The sequence below is a fragment of the Bacteroides sp. 3_1_23 genome (assembly GCF_000162555.1).
Taxonomy (GTDB): Bacteria; Bacteroidota; Bacteroidia; order Bacteroidales; family Bacteroidaceae; genus Bacteroides; species Bacteroides ovatus.
The window spans coordinates 1,063,393-1,086,874 of record NZ_GG774955.1 but is presented as its reverse complement, the minus strand read 5'-3'; the positions used below and the strand labels follow the sequence as shown (position 1 = coordinate 1,086,874).

The 23,482-nt window shown below is 39.9% G+C and carries 23 protein-coding genes; 8 read left to right on the top strand and 15 right to left on the bottom strand.

Annotation, left to right across the window (positions count from 1 at the left end):
• Positions 1-71: 71 nt before the first annotated feature.
• The 3 genes from HMPREF9010_RS02580 to HMPREF9010_RS02590 all read right to left on the bottom strand — a co-directional run bounded on the left by HMPREF9010_RS02580 (position 72) and on the right by HMPREF9010_RS02590 (position 4,952).
• Positions 72-1,718, bottom strand: a complete 1,647-nt coding sequence (locus tag HMPREF9010_RS02580) for a M64 family metallopeptidase (RefSeq protein WP_008651327.1) — start codon at positions 1,716-1,718, stop codon at positions 72-74.
• Positions 1,719-1,921: 203 nt separating this feature from the next.
• The gene (gene dnaK, locus HMPREF9010_RS02585) at positions 1,922-3,835 is read right to left on the bottom strand and encodes a molecular chaperone DnaK (protein WP_004302085.1); all 1,914 of its coding nucleotides are present in this window, start codon (positions 3,833-3,835) and stop codon (positions 1,922-1,924) included.
• Positions 3,836-4,163: 328 nt separating this feature from the next.
• Positions 4,164-4,952, bottom strand: a complete 789-nt coding sequence (locus tag HMPREF9010_RS02590) for an META domain-containing protein (RefSeq protein WP_008651324.1) — start codon at positions 4,950-4,952, stop codon at positions 4,164-4,166.
• A gap of 145 nt (positions 4,953-5,097) precedes the next feature.
• Between HMPREF9010_RS02590 and HMPREF9010_RS02595 the strand changes: the two genes are divergently transcribed.
• The 4 genes from HMPREF9010_RS02595 (at position 5,098) to recA (ending at position 9,218) form a co-directional block, all read left to right on the top strand.
• Positions 5,098-6,381, top strand: a complete 1,284-nt coding sequence (locus HMPREF9010_RS02595; protein ID WP_008651323.1) for a hypothetical protein — start codon at positions 5,098-5,100, stop codon at positions 6,379-6,381.
• A gap of 97 nt (positions 6,382-6,478) precedes the next feature.
• Positions 6,479-7,672 (top strand): saccharopine dehydrogenase family protein, encoded by a 1,194-nt coding sequence (locus tag HMPREF9010_RS02600; protein WP_004302080.1) that lies wholly within the window; start codon positions 6,479-6,481, stop codon positions 7,670-7,672.
• Between the two features lie 29 nt (positions 7,673-7,701).
• Positions 7,702-8,157 (top strand): thioredoxin-dependent thiol peroxidase, encoded by a 456-nt coding sequence (gene bcp / locus HMPREF9010_RS02605; protein WP_004302079.1) that lies wholly within the window; start codon positions 7,702-7,704, stop codon positions 8,155-8,157.
• A gap of 26 nt (positions 8,158-8,183) precedes the next feature.
• Positions 8,184-9,218 (top strand): recombinase RecA, encoded by a 1,035-nt coding sequence (gene recA, locus HMPREF9010_RS02610; protein ID WP_004302078.1) that lies wholly within the window; start codon positions 8,184-8,186, stop codon positions 9,216-9,218.
• 116 nt (positions 9,219-9,334) lie between these two features.
• On the opposite strand, the gene HMPREF9010_RS02615 is transcribed toward recA, so the two are convergent.
• From HMPREF9010_RS02615 to HMPREF9010_RS02630, 4 genes are all read right to left on the bottom strand, one after another.
• Positions 9,335-10,327 (bottom strand): YeiH family protein, encoded by a 993-nt coding sequence (locus HMPREF9010_RS02615; protein ID WP_004305675.1) that lies wholly within the window; start codon positions 10,325-10,327, stop codon positions 9,335-9,337.
• 120 nt (positions 10,328-10,447) lie between these two features.
• Positions 10,448-10,822: a YccF domain-containing protein gene (locus HMPREF9010_RS02620; protein ID WP_004305673.1), complete on the bottom strand. Its 375-nt coding sequence runs from the start codon at positions 10,820-10,822 to the stop codon at positions 10,448-10,450.
• Between the two features lie 18 nt (positions 10,823-10,840).
• Positions 10,841-11,272, bottom strand: coding sequence for a DUF1810 domain-containing protein (locus HMPREF9010_RS02625; protein ID WP_008651320.1), 432 nt, complete (start codon positions 11,270-11,272; stop codon positions 10,841-10,843).
• A gap of 60 nt (positions 11,273-11,332) precedes the next feature.
• Positions 11,333-12,307 carry a GNAT family N-acetyltransferase gene (locus HMPREF9010_RS02630; RefSeq protein WP_008651319.1) on the bottom strand — a complete coding sequence of 325 codons (975 nt, stop codon included), beginning with the start codon at positions 12,305-12,307 and terminating at the stop codon, positions 11,333-11,335.
• A gap of 349 nt (positions 12,308-12,656) precedes the next feature.
• On the opposite strand from HMPREF9010_RS02630, the gene HMPREF9010_RS02635 reads away from it, so the two are divergent.
• On the top strand, positions 12,657-13,301 hold the full coding sequence (locus HMPREF9010_RS02635) for an HU family DNA-binding protein (protein ID WP_008651318.1): 645 nt from the start codon (positions 12,657-12,659) through the stop codon (positions 13,299-13,301).
• Positions 13,302-13,515: 214 nt separating this feature from the next.
• Here HMPREF9010_RS02635 and HMPREF9010_RS02640 read toward each other — a convergent pair whose 3' ends face one another.
• Positions 13,516-14,412: a LysR family transcriptional regulator gene (locus HMPREF9010_RS02640; RefSeq protein WP_008651317.1), complete on the bottom strand. Its 897-nt coding sequence runs from the start codon at positions 14,410-14,412 to the stop codon at positions 13,516-13,518.
• Between the two features lie 70 nt (positions 14,413-14,482).
• Positions 14,483-15,070: a DUF6621 family protein gene (locus HMPREF9010_RS02645; protein ID WP_004305640.1), complete on the bottom strand. Its 588-nt coding sequence runs from the start codon at positions 15,068-15,070 to the stop codon at positions 14,483-14,485.
• A 285-nt stretch (positions 15,071-15,355) separates the two neighbouring features.
• Between HMPREF9010_RS02645 and clpB the strand changes: the two genes are divergently transcribed.
• A complete protein-coding gene (clpB, locus tag HMPREF9010_RS02650; RefSeq protein ID WP_004302069.1) occupies positions 15,356-17,944 on the top strand; it encodes an ATP-dependent chaperone ClpB in 2,589 nt (862 codons plus the stop codon).
• 56 nt (positions 17,945-18,000) lie between these two features.
• Here clpB and HMPREF9010_RS02655 read toward each other — a convergent pair whose 3' ends face one another.
• The 6 genes from HMPREF9010_RS02655 to nusB form a co-directional block, all read right to left on the bottom strand.
• Entirely contained in the window at positions 18,001-18,249 is a 249-nt protein-coding gene (locus tag HMPREF9010_RS02655) for a hypothetical protein (RefSeq protein ID WP_004309790.1), read from the bottom strand.
• A gap of 475 nt (positions 18,250-18,724) precedes the next feature.
• Positions 18,725-19,153, bottom strand: coding sequence for a DUF5606 domain-containing protein (locus HMPREF9010_RS02660; protein WP_004302066.1), 429 nt, complete (start codon positions 19,151-19,153; stop codon positions 18,725-18,727).
• Positions 19,154-19,173: 20 nt separating this feature from the next.
• On the bottom strand, positions 19,174-19,791 hold the full coding sequence (coaE, locus tag HMPREF9010_RS02665) for a dephospho-CoA kinase (protein ID WP_004302065.1): 618 nt from the start codon (positions 19,789-19,791) through the stop codon (positions 19,174-19,176).
• Entirely contained in the window at positions 19,781-20,794 is a 1,014-nt protein-coding gene (locus HMPREF9010_RS02670) for a CdaR family protein (RefSeq protein WP_004309789.1), read from the bottom strand. The genes coaE and HMPREF9010_RS02670 overlap by 11 nt, the downstream gene beginning before the upstream one ends.
• A 20-nt stretch (positions 20,795-20,814) precedes the next feature.
• Entirely contained in the window at positions 20,815-21,138 is a 324-nt protein-coding gene (gene yajC, locus HMPREF9010_RS02675) for a preprotein translocase subunit YajC (RefSeq protein ID WP_004302063.1), read from the bottom strand.
• A gap of 39 nt (positions 21,139-21,177) precedes the next feature.
• Entirely contained in the window at positions 21,178-22,104 is a 927-nt protein-coding gene (gene nusB / locus HMPREF9010_RS02680; RefSeq protein WP_004302062.1) for a transcription antitermination factor NusB, read from the bottom strand.
• A 168-nt stretch (positions 22,105-22,272) separates the two neighbouring features.
• Between nusB and HMPREF9010_RS02685 the strand changes: the two genes are divergently transcribed.
• Both HMPREF9010_RS02685 and HMPREF9010_RS02690 read left to right on the top strand, forming a co-directional pair.
• Positions 22,273-22,674, top strand: coding sequence for a PUR family DNA/RNA-binding protein (locus HMPREF9010_RS02685; protein ID WP_008651309.1), 402 nt, complete (start codon positions 22,273-22,275; stop codon positions 22,672-22,674).
• Between the two features lie 137 nt (positions 22,675-22,811).
• The gene (locus HMPREF9010_RS02690) at positions 22,812-23,402 is read left to right on the top strand and encodes a 50S ribosomal protein L25/general stress protein Ctc (RefSeq protein WP_004302060.1); all 591 of its coding nucleotides are present in this window, start codon (positions 22,812-22,814) and stop codon (positions 23,400-23,402) included.
• The last annotated feature ends 80 nt before the right edge of the window (positions 23,403-23,482 follow it).

The following is a 23,482-nucleotide window of genomic DNA, read 5'->3' as shown; positions in this document are numbered from 1 at the left end:
TAAATACGTTACATATAAAGTCCAGATGAGGCTGAACTCAAAACTAAATTTGAAGTTCAGCCTCATCTGCTTTACTTATCTAACATTCTATTTACAAAGTGAGGACGTGTGAATGGTTTACTTGGTCCTACAGTTGGTTTAGCACTGCGCGTTTGTGATTTATTCTGCAAATCAAATACGGCAAACTCCTCATAAGACATTTGTGTACCCAAACTTCTTTCCATTATTTTATCATATATCGCTTTACGGGAAGGAGCATTAAATCCCTCGGTATTACTATTCATCATACTCTCTTCTGAAGGACGATACGCCCCTTTTATATAAGTACATGCCCCTTCAAATACTCCCAGTTTTTCTGACACATACCGATTATCATTCAAGAAAGCAGACCAAAGTACCTGAGATGGATCGGATGTAAAATCAACATTCTGCGCCCATCCTAATGTCTGCAGATACTGTACATTTTTTATTTCTTTAGAAGAAATAGTCCCATTTTCCTGATAAGCATACTCATCTTCCAATTTGGCAAAACCATGTCCAACAGCCTCGTGTACAAGTACCTGCCTGAAACTTTCACTTTGCAAATCGTATATCACCGGGCAATAAGCAATAGCAAACTCAACCACTTTCGTCTGATTAGTATAACCAAAATAAGTAGTTCCTGCATACGCAGGAGAATTTAGAATTACAACAGCCAATGTTTCACTCATATCTATATTATCCACGCATTGTACATAACGTTGTACAGCATTATCTTCACCGGAAATCCCCGTACTGTTTCCACCCGCCAGTTCACAACCAAGCGCTGTTTCATATCCTGTACCAAAAATATTGTGTTTCGAAACCGCAGTTACTGCATATACATTAAAATAATCTCGAAGTGACTTGATGGGTTCTTCCGTAAAAAGATTCTCAAAAGCTTTGTCCATAACCGCATCATAAGTTCCATCGTTAATTTCAGTATCTATAAATCCATCGCCCATAAGCACAATAGGAAGCCCTTTTCCCAACTTTGCTGTTTGCAGAACACGTACTTTTTTATCTGACGAATAATCAGTAGTTTCACTAGCTACTTCCCCCCTTTGTATGATAGTAACCATCTCTACTACGATCGATTCCATATCAGTTACTTTCACAAAGTAGATATAGGCAGTACGGGAAACACCATCAGTATTAGGCAATACAGTCAGGTTAAGCATGTAGGAAGAGGATGCACGAGTTTTTGTCTCCTGTGTCAGCCAAGTGCCAGTACCCAAAGAACCATAAATCAACAATTCATCTTCAGCTATATTCGTAGAGAATCTAATATCCAATTCTCCACCTTCAACAGACACATTATATATATTCTGCTCGAGATTCACAAATTCTGCCGATTCCTGCTCTATGGTAATGTCTTGCGTCAATGTCCCAGAAGTTAATGTAAGTGTTGCTGTACGTACATTTCCTGTTACATTCTCACTGATAGCAGTAAGCGTAATATTGCACGTACCCGCTTCTCCCGAAACCGGAGCGATTGTAAACCAATCCGCAACTGTACTCGCCTTCCATTCACGGGTACCCGTAAAACTGATTGTTACCTGCAAACCTTTAGCCGAACCCATCACGACATCTCCGACATTCTCTATCGAAAAGTTAGGATCTACTTCATCTTCAGTACAGGATACTATAAAAAACAAAAACAAGGGAAATAATAGAAGATAAATTGTTCTCATACCCATTACATGTTATTTTGTTATACCAAAGATAAGCTACATTTTCATTACCAGAAAATTTATTCGACAAATCGCCCTAAAAAAAAGACGTACGGACTTTTTTTTGAACTTTCCGATATAGAATAATAGTCATTCAAAAATAAAAAGGGGTTGAAAGTCTATGACTTTCAACCCCTTTTCTATTATTTCAATCGTCTTATTCAGCGATTTTATTTCACTTCCTCGAAGTCAGCATCCTGAACGTTATCTCCGTGCTTGCTGTTATCTTGCTGGCCAGCACCACCATTCATATCAGGACCAGCCTGTGCTCCACCTTGTGCACCGCTCTGTGCATACATTTCAGCACTTGCAGCCTGGAAAGCAGTATTGATTTCTGCCATAGCAGTATCAATAGCAGCCAAATCCTGTGCCTTGTGAGCATCTTTCAATTTCTGCAAAGCAGCTTCAATCGGAGCTTTCTTATCAGCAGGCAGCTTATCACCTAATTCCTTCAACTGATTTTCAGTAGAGAAGATTACGCTGTCAGCCTGGTTCAGCTTGTCGATCTTTTCACGTTCTTTCTTATCTGCTTCAGCATTAGCTTCAGCTTCAGCCTTCATCTTTTCGATTTCTTCCTTGCTCAAACCGCTGGATGCTTCAATACGGATAGCCTGTTCTTTACCGGTAGCCTTATCTTTTGCAGATACTTTCAAGATACCGTTGGCATCGATATCAAATGTAACCTCAATTTGAGGAACACCACGACGAGCCGGAGCAATACCTGTCAAGTTGAACTGACCGATTGATTTGTTCTGTGCAGCCATCGGACGTTCTCCCTGTAATACGTGGATAGTAACTTCCGTCTGGTTATCGGCAGCAGTAGAGAATGTTTCACTCTTACGAGCCGGGATGGTAGTGTTAGCATCGATCAACTTAGTCATTACACCACCCAGTGTTTCGATACCCATTGACAACGGAGTAACATCCAACAATACCACACCTTTGATTTCGTCTGTCAAAACAGCACCTTGTACAGCAGCACCAATTGCTACCACTTCATCCGGATTCACACCTTTAGAAGGAGCCTTGCCGAAGAAATCCTCTACCAATTTCTGAACAGCCGGAATACGTGAAGAACCACCAACAAGGATTACTTCATCAATATCAGCATTGTTCAAACCTGCATCACTCATTGCCTTCTTACATGGTTCAAGACAAGCCTGAATCAATTCGTGAGCCAAAGATTCGAATTTTGCACGAGTCAAAGTCTTCACTAAGTGCTTAGGCACACCACCTACCGGCATGATATACGGCAAGTTGATTTCTGTACTTGTAGAAGAAGAAAGCTCAATCTTAGCTTTTTCAGCAGCTTCTTTCAGACGTTGCAAAGCCATCGGATCCTGAGTCAAGTCAGCACCTTCATCGTTCTTGAATTCCTGTACTAACCAGTTGATGATTACCTGATCGAAGTCATCACCACCCAGGTGAGTATCACCGTTTGTAGAAAGTACTTCAAACACCCCACCACCAAATTCGAGGATAGAGATATCGAATGTACCACCACCAAGGTCGAATACAGCAATCTTCATATCTTTGTGAGCCTTATCCAGACCGTAAGCAAGAGCTGCGGCTGTCGGTTCGTTTACAATACGTTTTACTTCCAGACCGGCAATCTGTCCGGCTTCCTTAGTAGCCTGACGTTGAGAGTCGGAAAAATATGCAGGAACGGTGATTACTGCTTCTGTTACTTCCTGACCGAGATAGTCTTCGGCAGTTTTCTTCATTTTCTGAAGAATCATAGCAGAGATTTCCTGCGGAGTGTACAGACGTCCGTCGATGTCAACACGCGGAGTGTTATTGTCACCTTTCACTACTTTATAAGGAACACGAGTCACCTCCTTCTGTACCTGATCCCAAGTTTCACCCATGAAACGTTTGATAGAGAAGATTGTACGTGTAGGGTTCGTAATAGCCTGACGTTTTGCAGGATCACCCACCTTACGTTCACCGCCATCTACGAAAGCGACAACAGAAGGAGTCGTACGTTTACCTTCACTGTTTGCAATTACTACAGGTTCGTTACCTTCGAATACGGCAACACAAGAGTTTGTAGTTCCTAAGTCAATACCAATAATTTTTCCCATGATCGTTATTTTTTTATTTATTATTTATTCATTGATTTCTTTTTGTCCGGTTGTTTCTCCGGCTCTTATCAAGGAGCCTCGTCGCGAACGGACGCTTACTAAAAAGCAAACCGTGTGCCAAAAAGAAATTATACGAATGCATGACATAATATCTGCCAAAAAGACAGTTTTAATAAATAAACACTGCTGACATAGTCATATTCAAAGCCAGTCAGCAACTGTTTCTTTAAACAAATACAGACGACTCTGGTTCGATGAAAGAAAAAAAATATGCCTGTGTCGTCATGTGCGACACAGGCATATCCTATTATATAGATTGATCTATTTATTACTTTTCCAGCACGATGACCAATGCGCCATTTGCATCATACAAGCCAATGCCGCCACCGGACAACACATCGAATGACTTCACCTCATTGATAGCTTTCAGCACCTTACCTTCTGTTTCCATGTCCGGACAAGCCATCATTGTGCTCGCTACTCCCGGAAAAGAAATTGATTTGGCATTGCTGGTACTGGTTTCAAAACCGCCATTAATCAAATTACATCCGGCATTGCCATGAATTGTCTTTTTCTTCACATCAAAAGCAATGAAAGGTTGTTTTTCCATTCCGGAAGGAATTGCTTCACCATTCACTTCTTTTATTTTCCATTCTCCATTCAAAACCGAAAGTTTCACATCAGCCTCCTTCTTTTGTAGAACGACAACCGGACGGTTGGACGAATTGCAAAGATACACTTTGTCCTTACCTGCCTTCTTATATCCTTTTACTTGCGCAAAAGCATTCAATACATTATTTTCAGTAGTCATATCCGGACACATCATCCGGGTACTAGCCATTCCTGTAAGTTCAAGACTTCCCGGCTTCGCATTTACATCGAAGCTACCCATCATCCGATTACAGCCGCTATTGCCGGACACACGACCGGTTGCTGTATCAAAAGCGATAAAAGGAAGGGATTTACTTTCGCCCGGAGTGATTTTCGAGCCATTGACTTCTATGATATTCCATTCACCATTGATAGACGACAGGGAAATTGCCTTCTCAACCGAACGGCACGAAGACATTGCAAGTGCTGCACCAGCAATGCAAATTGAAACAAATACTTTCTTCATATTGTTATAACGTTTAAGTTAAAATCGAGGGCAAAGATATCAAAAAGATTGGAAAATAACATCCAATGCAACATAAAATATATACATTTGCCAGTAAATGTACAACAAACGAACAATTTACATAGTTCACTTAAAGTAAACAAATATGAGAATAATTGTCCTGTCTTTGATTCTATTCTACTGTGGTACGTCTCCTATCATAGCCCAAAATGATTACATCGTCACTACTCCTTCTGCACAGGAAATCCCTGTAGGCCAAGAAGAACAGTTTATCAAAAGTAACTTTCCGTTGCTACCGCTGGGCAAATGGACACCCGGAATGAAATTTATGTTCGTTCCATCTCCACGGAGCATGTTCCTTCCCACCCTTTCCAGCTACGAGACCGAGAAAGGGGTAGACAACAGCCTGCTGAAACATAAAATACTCACTTTCACGGGAACTGAAGAGAAAGCTCAGAATATCCCCAACGGGACTAACTACTCCACTCGCTTCATCTTCGAATGTGAGGGAGGAAAATATTATTATGAGATAAAGAATATGCGGCTGGAGGAGATCTCCGAAAAGGCTCCCCGTGCCGGCATCAACGGATTGGTTTATTTGAAGGATGTGGATACTGCTAAAGAGCTGTTGGTAGGAAAAACAGTCTATATACAAGCAGAAAGTGTCCGGATAGACGATGCCAACAATTATTCCGGCTACCGGGATATAGCCATTCCCGTCAATACGGAAGCAACGATTACCGCTATCGGAGTCGGCAGTCAGGCATATCCGGCAAAAATCGTATTCAAAGATACGCAGGGACATTCTTATTATCTGGAAGTTGCCCTCTCACGAACAAACTCCGGCATGGACCTGAATGATTTTCAAGGAGAAAAAAGAATGAAATATTTCTCAAATGCATTCAGTTTCACCAATAAGAGTCTAGGCACTATCGAAAGCCTGAAAAATAAATATATGGGAATGACAGTTTATCCTAAAAAGGTGCTGCCAGCCAAAAGAATCGTATCATTTGAAGACAAGCAGACCGAATCACGCGTTCACCTGCCCCGATATACAGTTCTGCAAATCAAAGATATTAGATTATCTCCTCCCGGCAGTCTGGCTATTCTTTCATTAAAAGACAATGACGGAGAGATCTATGAATTGGAAACCGATCTGAAATATGATGTTATCGTCAGAAATGAAAATTATATCGAAGACTTTTTCGGATTCGAAGATATACATAAAAAATATCCGGGTATCACAGAAAATCGTTGGCAGATTATCTCCCGGGGAGATCTGGAGACGGGCATGAGTACAGTGGAATGCCGTTTGTCCATTGGTGATCCGATAGAAATCGAGCTAAAAAAAGACAATCGTTTCGAAACTTGGTTTTACAATGGCAAAACACTGGAATTTGAAAATGGAACCTTGCAGCGTTACAAATAAAAAGGGGTAGCTGCGAATGATTATCTGAAAATAATCACGTATATTTGCAAAGCTAACAATTCCAATATTCTTAATATTTTAATTCGCAATTAACGAAATGGGTAGAGTTCTTATTATTGGTGCGGGCGGTGTTGGCACTGTCGTTGCGCACAAAGTGGCACAAAATGCCGATGTATTTACAGATATCATGATTGCCAGTCGTACGAAAGAGAAATGCGATAAAATCGTCGAGGCAATAGGTAACCCCAATATAAAAACAGCTAAAGTTGATGCAGACAATGTAGATGAGCTGGTAGCCTTATTCAACGATTTCAAACCGGAAATGGTGATTAATGTGGCTCTCCCTTATCAGGATCTGACTATTATGGAAGCTTGTCTGAAAGCTGGAGTGAACTATCTGGACACCGCTAACTACGAGCCGAAGGATGAAGCTCACTTTGAATACAGTTGGCAATGGGCTTATCACGATCGCTTCAAAGAAGCAGGTCTGACAGCTATTCTCGGTTGCGGATTCGACCCGGGAGTAAGTGGCATCTATACCGCTTATGCAGCTAAACATTATTTTGATGAGATTCAATATCTGGACATTGTAGACTGTAATGCGGGTAACCACCATAAAGCATTTGCTACGAACTTCAATCCGGAAATCAACATCCGCGAAATTACGCAGAACGGACGCTATTATGAAAATGGCAAATGGGTAACTACCGGTCCGCTGGAAATTCATAAAGACCTGACATATCCGAACATCGGTCCGCGTGATTCTTATCTTCTTTATCACGAAGAGCTAGAGTCATTGGTGAAACATTACCCGACAATCAAACGTGCACGTTTCTGGATGACTTTCGGACAAGAGTATTTAACTCACTTACGCGTTATCCAAAACATCGGTATGGCACGAATCGACGAAGTTGATTACAACGGAGTGAAGATTGTGCCGCTGCAATTCTTGAAAGCTGTATTGCCTAACCCGCAGGATTTAGGAGAAAACTACGAAGGAGAAACCTCTATCGGTTGTCGTATCCGCGGTTTGAAAGATGGCAAGGAACGTACTTATTATGTATACAACAATTGCAGCCATCAGGAAGCTTACCGGGAAACAGGTATGCAAGGAGTGAGCTACACCACTGGAGTTCCGGCAATGATCGGAGCCATGATGTTCTTCAAAGGTGAGTGGAAGCGTCCGGGTGTAAACAACGTAGAAGAGTTCAATCCGGATCCGTTTATGGAACAACTCAACAAGCAAGGTCTTCCCTGGCATGAAGAGTTCGACAAAAATCTGGAATTATAAGAGTAGACTTATTCATTAAAAAGATAGTTATGATAAACGTAGGAGATAAAGCACCGGAAATCTTAGGCATCAATGAAAAAGGCGAAGAAATCCGTTTAAGTGCTTATAAAGGAAAAAAGATTGTGTTGTACTTCTACCCGAAGGACAGTACATCAGGTTGCACCGCACAAGCGTGTAATCTGCGCGACAACTATTCCGAACTACGTAAAGCCGGCTATGAAGTAATCGGTGTCAGCGTAGACAATGAAAAGTCGCACCAGAAATTCATCGAAAAAAACAATCTTCCTTTTACCCTGATTGCCGACACTGACAAAAGGTTAGTGGAAGAGTTTGGAGTATGGGGAGAAAAGAAACTGTACGGACGTGCTTACATGGGTACTTTCCGCACTACTTTCCTGATTAATGAAGAAGGAATCGTAGAACGGATTATCACTCCCAAAGAAGTGAAGACCAAGGAACATGCCTCACAGATTTTAAATCAATAACTCCATTAATTATATAAGAATAAGGTATGGCAAAGAAAGATGAACTTAATTTTGAAACAGATAATAAAATGGCATCAAGCGAAAAACTAAAAGCCTTACAGGCTGCCATGGAAAAGATAGAAAAGAGCTTCGGTAAAGGTTCTATCATGAAAATGGGTGATGATAGTGTTGAACAAGTAGAAGTGATCCCGACAGGCTCTATTGCCCTGAACGTGGCACTTGGCGTTGGAGGTTACCCTAGAGGTAGAATCATCGAAATCTATGGCCCGGAGTCTTCCGGTAAAACAACATTGGCTATCCACGCCATTGCTGAAGCACAAAAGGCCGGCGGTATCGCTGCTTTTATTGATGCCGAACACGCTTTCGACCGTTTCTACGCATCTAAACTGGGAGTGAACATTGATGATCTTTATATCTCTCAACCGGACAACGGAGAACAGGCTTTGGAAATTGCAGAACAACTGATCCGTTCTTCTGCTATCGACATCATCGTTATCGACTCTGTAGCCGCACTGACCCCTAAAGCGGAAATCGAAGGTGACATGGGTGACAACAAGGTAGGTCTTCAGGCACGTTTGATGTCTCAGGCACTCCGTAAGTTGACAGCTGCTGTGAGCAAGACACGTACGACTTGTATTTTCATCAACCAGCTGCGTGAGAAGATCGGCGTTATGTTCGGTAACCCGGAAACAACGACTGGTGGTAACGCATTGAAATTCTATGCTTCTGTACGTCTGGATATCCGTGGTAGTCAACCTATCAAAGATGGTGAAGAGATTCTTGGTAAACTGACCAAAGTGAAAGTAGTGAAGAACAAAGTAGCGCCTCCTTTCCGCAGAGCTGAATTTGACATCATGTTCGGTGAAGGTATCTCCCACTCCGGAGAAATCATCGACTTGGGTGCTGACTTGGGAATCATCAAAAAGAGCGGTTCATGGTATAGCTACAACGATACTAAGTTAGGACAAGGGCGTGATGCTGCTAAACAATGCATTATGGATAATCCTGAATTGGCAGAAGAACTGGAAGGACTGATTTTTGAAGAATTGAAGAAGAAATAAATAGCTTTAGATCTGTTTATCCGTAGGCTGAAAGCTAAGTAAACAAAGGTGGGAGAAAGTCGTTTACGATCATTCTCCCACCTTTTTCTTTTTTATATCATTCTCTCTTTTATCCCTTATACAAAATAAATGTATGCCAATGTACTCAAGCTGATAATTATCCAAAGCAATATTCCTTGAATCAGAGGTTTAATTCCAACGGCTTTCAAAACATCAATAGAAAGAGAAGCACCGATGAAGAACATAGTTATCGTCAAAGTCTTACGGGCAATACCGTTGATAGCTGCTCCTAATTGTGGCACTCCATCCAGTAAATAAGTATTTACCACCAATGCCAATACGAAGAAGAGGATAAACCATGGAATACTTATCTTTTGTCCTTTACTCTTGAAAATAAAGGAAGTAGCAAAAGCCATCGGGATAATCCAAAGAGCACGGGTCAATTTGATAGTAGTAGCCACTTTCAATGCTTCTTCACCATAGGCAGCTCCCGCGCCTACTACAGAACTGGTATCATGAATGGCAATAGCTGCCCATGTTCCAAACTGTTGTTGATCCATATTCAATGCATGACCAATGGCAGGGAAAATGAAAAGTGCAATAGCGTTCAAGATAAAGATTGTACCTAATGCCACAGACATTTCACTGTCCTTCGCTTTCAACACCGGTCCCACTGCTGCGATAGCACTACCACCACAGATAGCGGTTCCCGAACTGATAAGATAAGCTGTATTCCGATCTATTTTAAACAATTTACGTCCGATGAACCAGCCAATTACCAATGTTCCGATTACTGAAATGACCGTAAATTCCATACCTTCCTTACCGGAAGCTAAAGCAGAATGAAGGTTCATACCGAATCCCAGTCCTACTACTGAATATTGCAACAGATATTTCGATGTTTTCTTATTAAACTTTGGATGTGCTTGTCCGCAAGTTAATGCAAAAATAAGTCCGAGGAACAAAGCAACGGGAGGAGTTACCCAAGCCGACCATGCTTCCAATCCCGGAATATAGTCTAAAAACAGGAAGAAAGTCAGAGTGGAAAGCAGCGCAATATAAATCATCTTATTATTTGCCTGCAAAGTTTTTGTAGCTGTTGAAATCATATCTTTTTGTCTTTAATCGTTTTCCGGGTGCAAAGGTACGGTAAACAATCAAGCCCCACCAATAGTTTCTAATTATGCATTATAACTTTTAATTATAGGCATACTCTCTCCCAACTACTCTTACACTGTTACAATGTCTTTCCCAAAAGGCGATAATGCCAAAGATGCCAACTTGAAGTGTTGCAATCCAAAAGGGATTCCGATAATGGTAATGCACAATATAGCCCCGAAAACCAAATGTGACAGACAAATCCAAATGCCACCCAGAAATATCCACAGGATATTCATCAATATATAGAGGCAGCCACCGGAACGGTTCCCACTTCTGACTTCTTTACCGAAAGGCCATAAAGCAAGTCCGGCCAACTTCAATGTTTGCATTCCAAAAGGAATGCCGATAATGGTCAGCATCATCAATAAACTCGAAATGAGGTATTCGACAGCGGTAAAGATACCACCAAGCAACAGCCATAATAAATTCATTAAACAGCCCATATAAATTAGTATTAGTTATTATTCCAATTTTCTTTTTGTTGTCTCATCCACTTTACCCTGATAATAACGGTCGATCACTTGCTGAAACAAATCATCCGAAGCAACTTCATTAAAAAGCGTCATGCATGACAATACTTTCACCGCATCTAACGGACCGAAAACTTCCTGCGCCGTTTTATTCTTCAATTGAAGAAAAACAGACGTTATTTCACGCAGTCTTTCTCCCAAAATTGGATGGGCAAGATATGCTTCAGCCTCTTCTTTGCCGCTAAGACCATAATACTGTGAATTATAACTCACGCCCAATCCTTTCAGTTGAGGAAATATATACCAAATCCAATGGGAATATTTCCGCCCGTTTCTAACTTCTGCAAGGGCTTGTTCATAATCCCCTCGCTGAGCATCTAAAAATCGTTGTAAGTTATAGTCAGTCATAGATACTTCTCGCATTTTTTTTAAGTTATCATACTTTCAGGAGATAATAGAATCAAATAAGTGATTTATTTCGAATCACAGCACTTTTTTCAATTCTATTAAAGCCGAGACTTCGTTTTCCTTATTAATATACTTCTCTATTTCATAGGGTTTATATCCTAATTTAGTATATAACAGAAGCCCATTCGTATTAGTATCAAAGCAAGACAAATGAAGCTCCGATACATTATATTGCTTTTTCCCAATATATTCCATAGTATTTATCAGAAATGTGCCAACACCACGATTACGAAAACAAGGACTTACTATTACATTTCCAATAGCACAATATTGAGATTCTCTTACCTCATAGAAGTTTGCAAACCCTACTACTTCATTATTAAATAAAACAACAGTCGAATCAAATCTATCTTTTATTGTATTCTTTAATTGATCGATTGTTAAAGGAAAATCAGCTTTAGGAAACATAAAAAACAGTTCCTGCTTGTTTCGAGGTAATTTACAAACAGTTTCTAAATCGTCAGACGTAAAATCTCTATAAGTAAGTTTTTCTTTTTCCATAATAATCATGCTGATACCCTCCATTTCTTTTCTACATACAATATTATAACCGACTTTGCTATATAGATGCAAAGTATTGGGTGTCTCTTCGCCCGTAAAAAGAGAGAACTTATGACAGTGAGGAAATAATCGTTCTATTTCAGTCATAAGTTCTCTACCTATGCCTTTATTCTGAAAATCGGGATGCACTATCAATTTACCAATATGACATACTCTATTTTCATCCATACATCCCCTGACAGAACCTACAATCTGTCCATCATCTGATACGTATTTTAGAATAATGCCTGTCTGATACTCATCACAAATCTCATCCTGATTTTGCAACAAAGGGGGAAAATCGAATTTATTCATTCGTTCGGCCACCACCATAAAAGATTTCTTTTGCAAAGATAAAATGTTTACCAAATCATTTTCTTCAGCTTGCATGATATTAGTATGACTCATAATATTACAAATATACACTTTTCTAAAAACTAACAGAAGCATTGCATCCACTTTTTAGGAAATAATATATTAAGCATAAAATCCCGCTATATCCTTTCTCGTTAATCATCTTCATTCCCTCTCAAACTATTAATAGAAAACTTCTTCTTTATTAAGGATAAACTTCTTTTTGTCAAATAGAAAACTTATCTTTGCATAGGAACAAACTATAAATGCAAGCTTTGATTATAAAAATGAAAGCTTTGTTTTTATAAATGCAAGCTTCAATTATAAAAACAAAAGTTGCATTTATAGTTTATAATTAATCAACAAGAACTTTACTATTAGAAGAAAGGAAGTTTGCCTCTAATACAAAAGAACTTATCTATTAACACTTTAAACAATAGATGATATGGCAAGATATATCATAGAGGAGATGCCCGATCTTCAGAAAACAGGCAAAAGAATTACTTATCCTAAATTTGCGCGGATAGATAATGCAAGCATAAAAGAGTTAGCGCAACGAGTTGGTGACGTCAGTGGATTCAGTGCAGGAGACATAGAAGGCGTACTACTTCAAACCGCCATTGAAATGGCGCATTTGATGGCAGAAGGACGTTCAGTAAAAATAGACGGAATAGGAACGTTTACTCCCTCTCTTACCTTAGGCAGAGACAAGGAGCGGGAAGATCCGGAAGAAGGTGGAACTCATCGCAACGCACAAAGTATCTTTATAGGAGGTGTAAACTTTCGGGTAGACCGAGAAATGGTGAGAAATATCAGCGAAAGATGCCAACTGGAAAGAGCACCCTGGAAAAAACAACGCTCCTCTAAAAAATTCACACCGGAACAACGACTGGCATTAGCTTTAAAGTATCTGGACGAACATCCCTTCCTGACTGTTTGGGAATATCGCAAACTAACAGGATTGTTGCAAACAGCAGCAACCAACGAACTAAGACAGTGGGGCCATCAACCGGATTCTGGAATAGAAATCACTGGAAGAGGAGCACACAGGGTATATATAAAGAAAAAAATAGCTGAACAAAGTGAATAACAGTATGAGAAATACCCCGGAAATAGATGAGAAATAACTGTTTTGAGGCCTATTTCACTAAAGAAACTATGAGAAATAGGCTTTCTCAAAACGTTTCTCATTCGGTAATCAACTGGTTATAAAATTATTATATAGTGATTATGAGAATATGAGAAATGAAAATCATTTTTCTGATTCTGGAGACCCTAAGCCTGCACGAGAGAAAAAGACAAACTTACAGGCTTTTACTATGATGTCCGGCGAAACGCATAAATACCTGTGACAATCCTCCCTCCTGCCCTTGCAGTTGTACAAAGTTAAATTCGCGCAGCATCGGCATTCCTTTTATTTCGACTACACGGAGATTACCAGCTACAAGCTCTTTATGCACCGAACGGATAGAAACAATTCCCATACAGTCCGTATGTTCCAAAAAAAGTTTGATACTCTCTGTACTACCGAGATACATCAATACATTTAAAGAAGAAAGTTTGAGATTATGTTGCAATAAGGCACGTTCAAATACATCTAATGTACCGGAACCCCTCTCCCGCAAAACCAAAGGAATATTCAGCAAATCTTCCGGAGTAATCTCATCCGAGACAGCTAACTTACTCTGTGTATGCACCACGGCAACCAGTTCATCTTGCAAAAATGGAGTATATTTCAGATTAGGTAAGCGGAAGATCCCTTCGACCAGTCCCAAATCAATCCGATGCTCTTGCAAGGCAGCTTCCACTCCACGGGAATTTCCATTAATCAAAGAAAGATTAATTTGCGGAAACTTGGCTATAAAGTTCGCCAACAAAGGAGGAAGTACATATTGTGCAATCGTAGTACTGGCTCCCAATTTCAGTTCACCGATATATTCATTATGCAACAGATGCATCTCATATTCCAACTGTTTATAATCGTCCAGGATTTTCTCGCTATGTTTCAGCAGCAATTCTCCGGCCTTAGTCAGTGAGATTTTGCTCCCTTGACGGTCGAACAAACGAGCTTGATAGTAAGTCTCCAGTTCCTGAATATGTTTGGTGATAGCAGGTTGGCTGACAAACAATTCTTGCGAAGCCTTCGTAAAGCTTAGATTCTTCGCTACGCTCTGAAATACTTTTAAACGAAAATCGGACACGGCAATTATGATTAACAGTTAAGAAATCAATGACGAATAATGAATTACAGAAAGAATAAAAGCACAATAGTTATTGCAATTCTTCCGCTTTTATCCCCAACGCCTGCATGACAGGGAAAGCCAGCATATCCCATTTATAATCCACCGGAAGTTCCGGCTCATTCATACGGAATTGAATGACCTCTTTACCTTTCACTTCATGCAAAGCATCAGTCACTTTCTTTCCATACTCCTCATTGAAAGAAATAACGATCATCCTTTTCACGTCTGCCGAATCGGAAACGATAGAGAGTAAATCCAAAAACAAATCTTCTCTTGACACCATTCCTTCCGACGGAACGCTAGCAAAAGAATATTCACCATAAGGGCTCTGAAACGCAACTCCATTCAATTCTTCCTGCAAATCGGAAGGTTGGCAATATTGCAATCGACTGGATTCTTTATCATACACAAAAAGAAATTGCACCTCGTTCTTCCCTTCTGTAATCCCTGCATCCAAGGTTATATAGGTGGTCAACATCGAAAGGTCTATCTCTTGTAAAGAACGATGCAAAGTTTCTTCAAAATATCCTTTTATATCCGTTATTACAAAATTCAAAAAAGCAGCGTCAATCAACACCACTGTTTCAGCAAGTTTTATTTGGGGCTTATCACTCATATACCATCTATATTATTACAGCGGATAAAGATACTACAATACTTTTATTTATCCACTTTTCAATATTTATTTTCTTTCATCACAGGCTAAGATTACACAAACAAGCGTATCAGGTAACAAATGATATTTTATAGCAAATTCGTCAGTTACTCCCAGATAAAAAGGTCATTTTGTCCTTTAACTCCTTAATACTCATGCTATTTTGTCATATTTTTATACTTGGCAAATCTTTTGCGCCCTCTTAGGTGTTATTAAAAACGTGAAATAAGAAAGGAGAACAAAGATATGAACTTTAACAATTTTACCATCAAATCTCAAGAAGCGGTACAGGAGGCCGTGAACCTGGTACAAAGCCGGGGACAACAAGCCATTGAACCTGTCCACATCATGCAGGGAGTAATGAAGGTGGGTGAAAATGTCACTAACTTCATCTTCCAGAAACTTGGCATGAACGGACAGCAGGTAGCTCTTGTTGTCGACAAACAGATCGACTCCCTGCCAAAAGTATCCGGCGGAGAACCGTATCTGAGTCGTGAATCTAACGAAGTATTGCAGAAAGCAACACAGTATTCTAAAGAAATGGGCGATGAGTTTGTTTCATTAGAGCATATCATACTAGCATTGCTGACTGTGAAAAGTACCGTCTCCACTATCTTGAAAGATGCCGGTATGACGGAAAAAGAATTACGCAATGCCATCAGCGAGTTGAGGAAAGGAGAAAAAGTAACATCACAATCCAGTGAAGACACTTATCAATCATTGGAAAAGTACGCTATCAACCTGAATGAAGCTGCCCGTAGCGGAAAACTGGATCCTGTAATCGGACGTGATGAAGAAATCCGCCGGGTACTCCAGATATTGAGCCGCCGTACAAAAAACAACCCGATTCTAATCGGTGAACCGGGAACTGGTAAGACAGCGATCGTAGAAGGCTTGGCACATCGTATTCTTCGAGGAGATGTACCTGAAAACCTGAAAAACAAACAGGTCTATTCACTGGATATGGGGGCACTGGTTGCCGGTGCAAAGTATAAAGGTGAGTTTGAAGAACGGCTGAAATCAGTTGTCAATGAAGTGAAGAAATCAGAAGGTGATATTATTCTGTTCATTGATGAGATTCATACACTGGTAGGAGCCGGCAAGGGTGAGGGCGCCATGGATGCCGCAAACATTCTAAAACCTGCCTTAGCTCGTGGAGAATTACGTTCCATCGGAGCAACAACCCTCGACGAATATCAAAAATACTTCGAAAAGGACAAAGCTTTGGAGCGTCGTTTCCAAATCGTACAAGTGGATGAACCGGACAACTTGAGTACCATTTCTATCCTTCGTGGACTAAAAGAGCGTTACGAGAACCATCACCATGTACGTATCAAAGATGATGCAATCATTGCAGCCGTCGAATTGAGCAGCCGTTATATCACCGACCGTTTCCTGCCGGACAAAGCCATTGACCTGATGGATGAAGCCGCAGCTAAACTGCGTATGGAGGTAGATTCTGTTCCTGAAGAACTGGATGAAATCTCCCGCAAAATCAAGCAGTTGGAAATCGAACGGGAAGCTATCAAACGTGAAAACGATAAACCGAAACTGGAAATCATCGGTAAGGAGCTTGCCGAACTTAAAGAACAGGAAAAGTCCTTTAAAGCCAAATGGCAGAGTGAAAAAACGCTGATGGATAAAATCCAGCAGAATAAGGTTGAGATAGAGAATCTTAAATTTGAAGCAGAAAAAGCTGAACGTGAAGGTGACTATGGTAAAGTAGCCGAAATCCGTTACGGTAAACTTCAGGCTTTGGACAAAGAGATAGAAGATACTCAAAAGCAGCTACGTGATATGCAAGGCGATAAGGCCATGATTAAGGAAGAGGTAGATGCGGAGGACATTGCCGATGTTGTTTCCCGTTGGACAGGTATTCCTGTCAGCAAGATGCTGCAAAGTGAGAAAGACAAACTATTGCACCTGGAAGAAGAACTCCATCAACGTGTAATCGGTCAGGATGAAGCGATTGAAGCCGTGGCAGATGCCGTGCGCCGTAGTCGTGCCGGATTACAGGATCCGAAACGTCCGATTGGCTCGTTCATTTTCCTCGGAACCACCGGTGTAGGTAAGACCGAACTGGCGAAGGCATTGGCGGAATTCCTGTTCGATGACGAAACGATGATGACTCGTATCGACATGAGCGAGTATCAGGAAAAGCACAGTGTTTCCCGTTTAGTCGGAGCGCCTCCGGGATACGTAGGATATGATGAAGGCGGTCAGCTGACAGAAGCTATACGTCGAAAACCTTACTCTGTTGTCCTGTTTGACGAGATAGAAAAAGCTCATCCGGATGTTTTCAATATCCTGTTACAGGTATTGGATGACGGACGACTGACTGACAATAAAGGAAGGGTGGTCAACTTCAAAAATACAATCATCATCATGACTTCGAATATGGGCAGTTCTTATATACAAAGTCAGATGGAGAAGTTGCACGGTTCCAATAAAGAAGAAGTGATTGAAGAAACGAAAAAGGAAGTCATGAATATGTTGAAAAAGACGATTCGCCCGGAATTCCTGAACCGTATTGATGAAACGATCATGTTCTTACCATTGAATGAGAAGGAAATCAAGCAGATTGTACTCTTACAAATCAAGGGAGTTCAGAAAATGCTTGCCGAAAACGGAGTGGAACTGAAACTAACGGAAGGAGCATTGGACTTCTTATCTCAAGTGGGATATGATCCAGAATTTGGAGCTCGTCCGGTAAAGAGGGCTATTCAACGTTATCTGTTGAACGATCTATCCAAAAAGTTACTTTCCCAAGAAGTCGACCGCAGCAAAGCAATTACCGTTGACGCTGGTGGAGACGGATTGGTATTCAGAAATTAAGAGTTTCCATTTAAATAGAATGCCGGTATGCTTGATAAGAAGCATACCGGTATTATTTATATCCCTGAATATGTAAATCTCCGGACTTCCGGTTGGCAATTCGGATGGCTCATTACCAAAACATAGGTACCCTGTTGAGGGATTTCCATAGTCAATGAAGGCAAAGCAAATTTATGTTTGCCTTTTAATTCTCCCTGTGAATCGTAAAGGAATACCATTGTACCTGCCAACAAACCTGTCAGGCATAATGTCCCTTTTTCATTGTCCAAACGGACGTTTACTTCTTTATTTGTTATTGTCTCCATACCCTATATCAAAAACCGTCTGCTCCCCTAGAAGGCTATTAAAAATAAAAAGCGTGGGAACTTACTACAATTATCCCCCCTTGACGTTTTAGACATCTACTAGCCAAATCATGCAAAACAACTAATGTTCAACCACATATTTACATACATGGCAGAACACGAGCGTTTAAACATTATTCCTAAGTAGTTCAATATTGTCCAGATCTCAAGTCTTGAATAATATCTTTATAACGCTTTTGTTCTCTATTGTTATTCACCGTTCACTACTGCTATTCCCAAGAATAGTGAACAGCGACAAAGATACATAAAAAAGCATCATTATTTACAATATAAGTAGAAGATATTTATTTTAGTAAAAGATTACCCAAATAATACTAATTTTTTTCTGAACATACAAGTGTTTATACGAAAAAACATGATAAGCATTTAAAATGCTTATCATGTTCTCTATTTTTGATTAAATAAACGGTACAGATTATTCTGCAGCTGCTTCTTCCTTAACTTCACCTTCCGGTTTAAATTCTGTGATTCCATTAGAAATCAAGATGTTATACCAAGCTACCAATTTCTTGATATCTGCTACATATACGCGTTCACGATCAAAGTTTGGTAATACTTCAGCCAAGTATTCACGCAATTGTTCAGGAGTAGCCTTTTTCGGGTCGATAGAAGCCTGCGCTGATTTCTCTTTCTCTTTTATAGCTTCCAGCACATCATACAAAGGCACTTCTGCATCGTCCGTATACATTGCTATATCGGCCAAAGAAATAATTTTTTCATTACCATAAGCGGGGAAACGTTTCTTCTCAGCATTGACTGATTCAACAATCAACATATTTTTTCCTTGCGAAATAAGTTTGTATAATCCCGGTTTACCTGAGATAGACAAGATAGTCTTCAACATAGTATATATCCTTTTATTTATTAATTATTTTTTGCGGAGCAAAGGTAATGATTATTTTTAGATAGCAAAGAAATAAGCTCCAAAACCTGCGGAATTAACGGTGTTTCATCATCATTGACTATCACGAAATCAGCATGACTTCTCTTAACTTCATCACTCATTTGTGCCTCAATACGCTTCATCACCTGTTCTCTCGATGAACAATCCCGTTTTATGGCGCGCTCCACTCTCACTTCCAGCGGCGCATACACCATAACCAGAAAATCAACTTCACTCCTAAAACCGGCTTCCACAAGTATGGCAGACTCCATACCTACCAATTGTTCACCACCAAACCGGGCAGCCCACCGACGAAAATCTTCTTTCACCTGTGGATGAATAATTTCATTCACTTTCTGCACACGATTCGGATGACCGAACATATAGGATGCCAGCAAAGAACGATTCAACACACCATTTTGAAACACATCCTGACCGACCAGCGCACAAAGTTCCTGACAAATCACCGGATCTGTCTGCGTGATACGCTTTGCTTCTATATCTGAAATATAAACAGGAATTCCCATTATTCCAAATAATCTGGAAACCACACTTTTCCCGCTACCGATACCACCGGTTATACCAATCTTAATCGACATTAGAAGTAATTTGTTCTATCAAGAAGTCTACTTGCTCAGGAACAATACGGATTTGATTGATTCCGCTCGGAAACGACTTCAATTTAACCGTATATTTATCAGAACCGAGCTTCAACAACTCTTCGTAAGAAATATTGATGATAAAATCGCTTGCTTTTATGCTGCGGAACCGCTTTAACCCCACCTGGAAAGTTATCTGAACTTTGGAAGGGAAGGTACGTAATGCCTTATCGGCTGGGAAATTAACTCCGTGCAATGGCACCTCTACTGTTTTCTCCGTATAAATATCTACCGGAAAGGTCATTTCTACCGAAGCCGGAACAAACTTCACTCCTCTTTCAGAATTCAGCGGAATTCGTCGCCGGGTTGTATCTGAAATATTCTCCAGGTTTATCTTTTGAGTATATGCGGTGGTAATAGTATCCAGAATTCCTTCCGGAGCATAAACTAATACAGAGTCCGGATTACAAATCGTATCTGATACATAATATTGAAGTCCGGCTGTCACTTTTCCCTGAAAGCGGACAGGTACTAACTTAGACTTTCCTTCAGAATAGATATACTCTAATGTATCCGGCTTGATTGAAAGAATTTTGGAAGACACATTCAATTGACTCAATATCTTTTTCTCAAAATCAGATGCGTAAATCTTCACATGATTATCTTTTCCTTTATAATCAAGAAAACCTAGATTTACCGGGAAAAAACTTTTCCCCAGCATATAATTGAGCAGCACCGTACCTTTATCTTTCACTCTGACGCGAAGTTCGGAAGGCGGTTCCGAAGTCAGCACTACATTATTGGGAACATCTTTCATTCGCACCGGAATGGAAAACTCCGCTTCATAGTCACTATTCAAAGTCTGAAGCAGCCAAAATCCACCGGCTATCAAGAAGAAAAATAAAAAAATTAAGAACTCTCTGCTCTTATCACTGAGCAGAAAATCCTTAATTTTCTTTGATAGTTTTAAATATGTATATTCTATTTTCCTACGATCAAACATAGGCACTTATTTATCAACTATTATTTAGATTGATTGCTAGCAGCTGAAGCATCAGCGAAAATAGAATTCTTGTCTATTTTAATCTTTACATTAGAAGCAATCTCAAGTACTATGTAATCGTCAGTAATTTCCTTGATTGTTCCGTGGATACCACCTGCAGTAATCACATTCTGATTTACCTGAAGAGATTTACGGAAATTTGCTATTTCTTTTTGCTTCTTATTCTGAGGACGGATCATAAAGAAATACATGATAACAAACATAGCTATCAGCATGATCCACATCATACTTCCACCTCCGGCAGCACCGGCAGGAGCTTGCAATAATACAGTCAATACGTTCATAAATAATCTGTTTTAGTTTCTACTATATGGACAAAGGTATCAGTTTTTAGTCAACTTACCTTCTTTTTTTAATTGATTAACTATTCCATCCAGTGTACCGTTGATAAAGCTACCGCTTTTAGCTGTGCTATACAACTTCGCTATCTCTACATATTCATTTAACGAAACACTGACCGGAATGTTCGGGAAACTAAGAATTTCTGCTAATGCAGTCTGCATAATGATAACATCCATAAATGCAATACGGTCCAGATCCCAATTTTTTGTATTCTCACTAACCAAATGACGGTAATAGTCGGAATTCAAAATAGTACGACGGAACAGACGACGTGCAAACTCTTGATCTTCGTCATCCTTAAATTCCGGAAGCAGTTCCTGGTTGGCACCCTTCTTTTCATCAAAACGTTTGATCGTTTTCAGGACGAATGTATCTACAATTTCTTTGTCATCATTCCAATACAGACTCTGATCTTCCAATACCTGATCGAGAGAATCATTATTAAAGATGTATGTTTTATAGAGTTTTCTCCATAATTCACGATCGGCCTCGTATGAGTGGTCGTCAGAAGCCATATAATCTTTATAGATATCGGTTTCTACAATTTTCTCATAAAGTTCCTTGATGAAGTCCTGGTCGTTTGCCCAGGTTCTTTTTTGATTGGCTATAAACTCTACCAATTGCTTATTGACTTCCAATTGAGCAATAAACTTGTTATCTACGAACTTCCTGTTGGGATACAACTCCTCTTTCGTAGGTGCCAATTTAGCTTTTGCCGCATCAATACGTTTTTGTGCATACTCTGTCAATGCTATCATCAGCATTAGCAAATAATTATAAAGGTCATACGCCTTTGAAAGACTAAAGAATAACTCTTTCTCCGCTGAGTCTAGATTTTTGCTGCCATTTTGATAATAGGCATATACTATCTGTATAATCTTAAGACGAATAAGAACTCTGTTGATCATAATTCAAATTAATACTGTTGTTATCGAACTGCAAAAGTAGATATTTTTAATGAGTTTCCACTAATAAATCACATTTTTTAATGCAGTATTTGATTCTCTGCGCTTTTTCTTTTGACAGTTTAAAAAAAATATCCAATTTTGAGGCCGATTATAAACGGACCGAAAGATATGGAAGATTTAAAAAAGAAAATGAGCGCAGACATGAATGATAAGGAGATTGTATTCTCCAAGTCCATTAAAGCAGGTAAACGCATCTATTACCTTGACGTAAAGAAGAATCGTAAAGATGAAATGTTCCTGGCTATTACAGAGAGTAAGAAAGTGATAACGGGAGAAGGTGACGATTCTCAGGTTAGTTTCGAAAAACACAAAATCTTCCTATATAGGGAGGACTTTCAGAAGTTTATGGCAGGACTCGAAGAAGCAGTCAACTTCATTGAGTGCAGTGATGCGAACGAATACATCGCCCGCCTGAACACCGAAGCGGATGAAGAAAGTGAACAGAAAGCAATCGAAGAAGCCCGGGAAAACAAGTTAGAGAACGAAATTAAGATCGATATTGACTTTTAAGAAAGTAACTCTTTGATATTTCAAAAAAAAGACGTACTTTTGCACCGCTTTTTTGCAACATCGTGTGATAATCCACATCGTGTGATGGTGAATTAAGCAAGCTAACTTAATTTAGAGTAACACAAATTTTTAAAGAAATGAAATCAATTGAAGTAAAAGGAACTGCAAGAACAATTGCAGAACGCTCTTCTGAACAAGCTAGAGCTTTGAAAGAAATTCGTAAAAACGGTGGTGTACCTTGTGTACTTTACGGAGGTAATGAAGTAGTTCACTTCACAGTGACTAACGAAGGACTTCGTAACTTAGTTTATACTCCGCACATCTACGTTGTAGACTTGGTTATCGATGGCAAAAAAGTAAACGCTATCCTGAAAGATATTCAGTTCCATCCGGTAAAAGATACTATCCTGCACGTTGACTTCTATCAGATTGACGAAGCTAAACCTATCGTAATGGAAGTACCTGTACAGTTGGAAGGTCTTGCAGAAGGTGTGAAAGCCGGTGGTAAACTTGCACTGCAGATGCGTAAGATCAAAGTGAAAGCTTTGTACAATGTAATTCCTGAGAAACTGATCGTTAACGTTTCTCACCTGGGATTGGGCAAGACTGTTAAAGTTGGCGAATTGAGCTTCGAAGGCCTTGAACTGATTAGTGCTAAAGAAGCCGTTGTATGTGCTGTTAAGTTGACTCGTGCAGCAAGAGGTGCAGCAGCAGCCGCTGGCAAGTAATTGAGATTATCCCTGTAAAGAGATATACTTCAAACGCAGATTAATGCAGATTAAAGCAGATGTTCAGTCTGCATTAATTT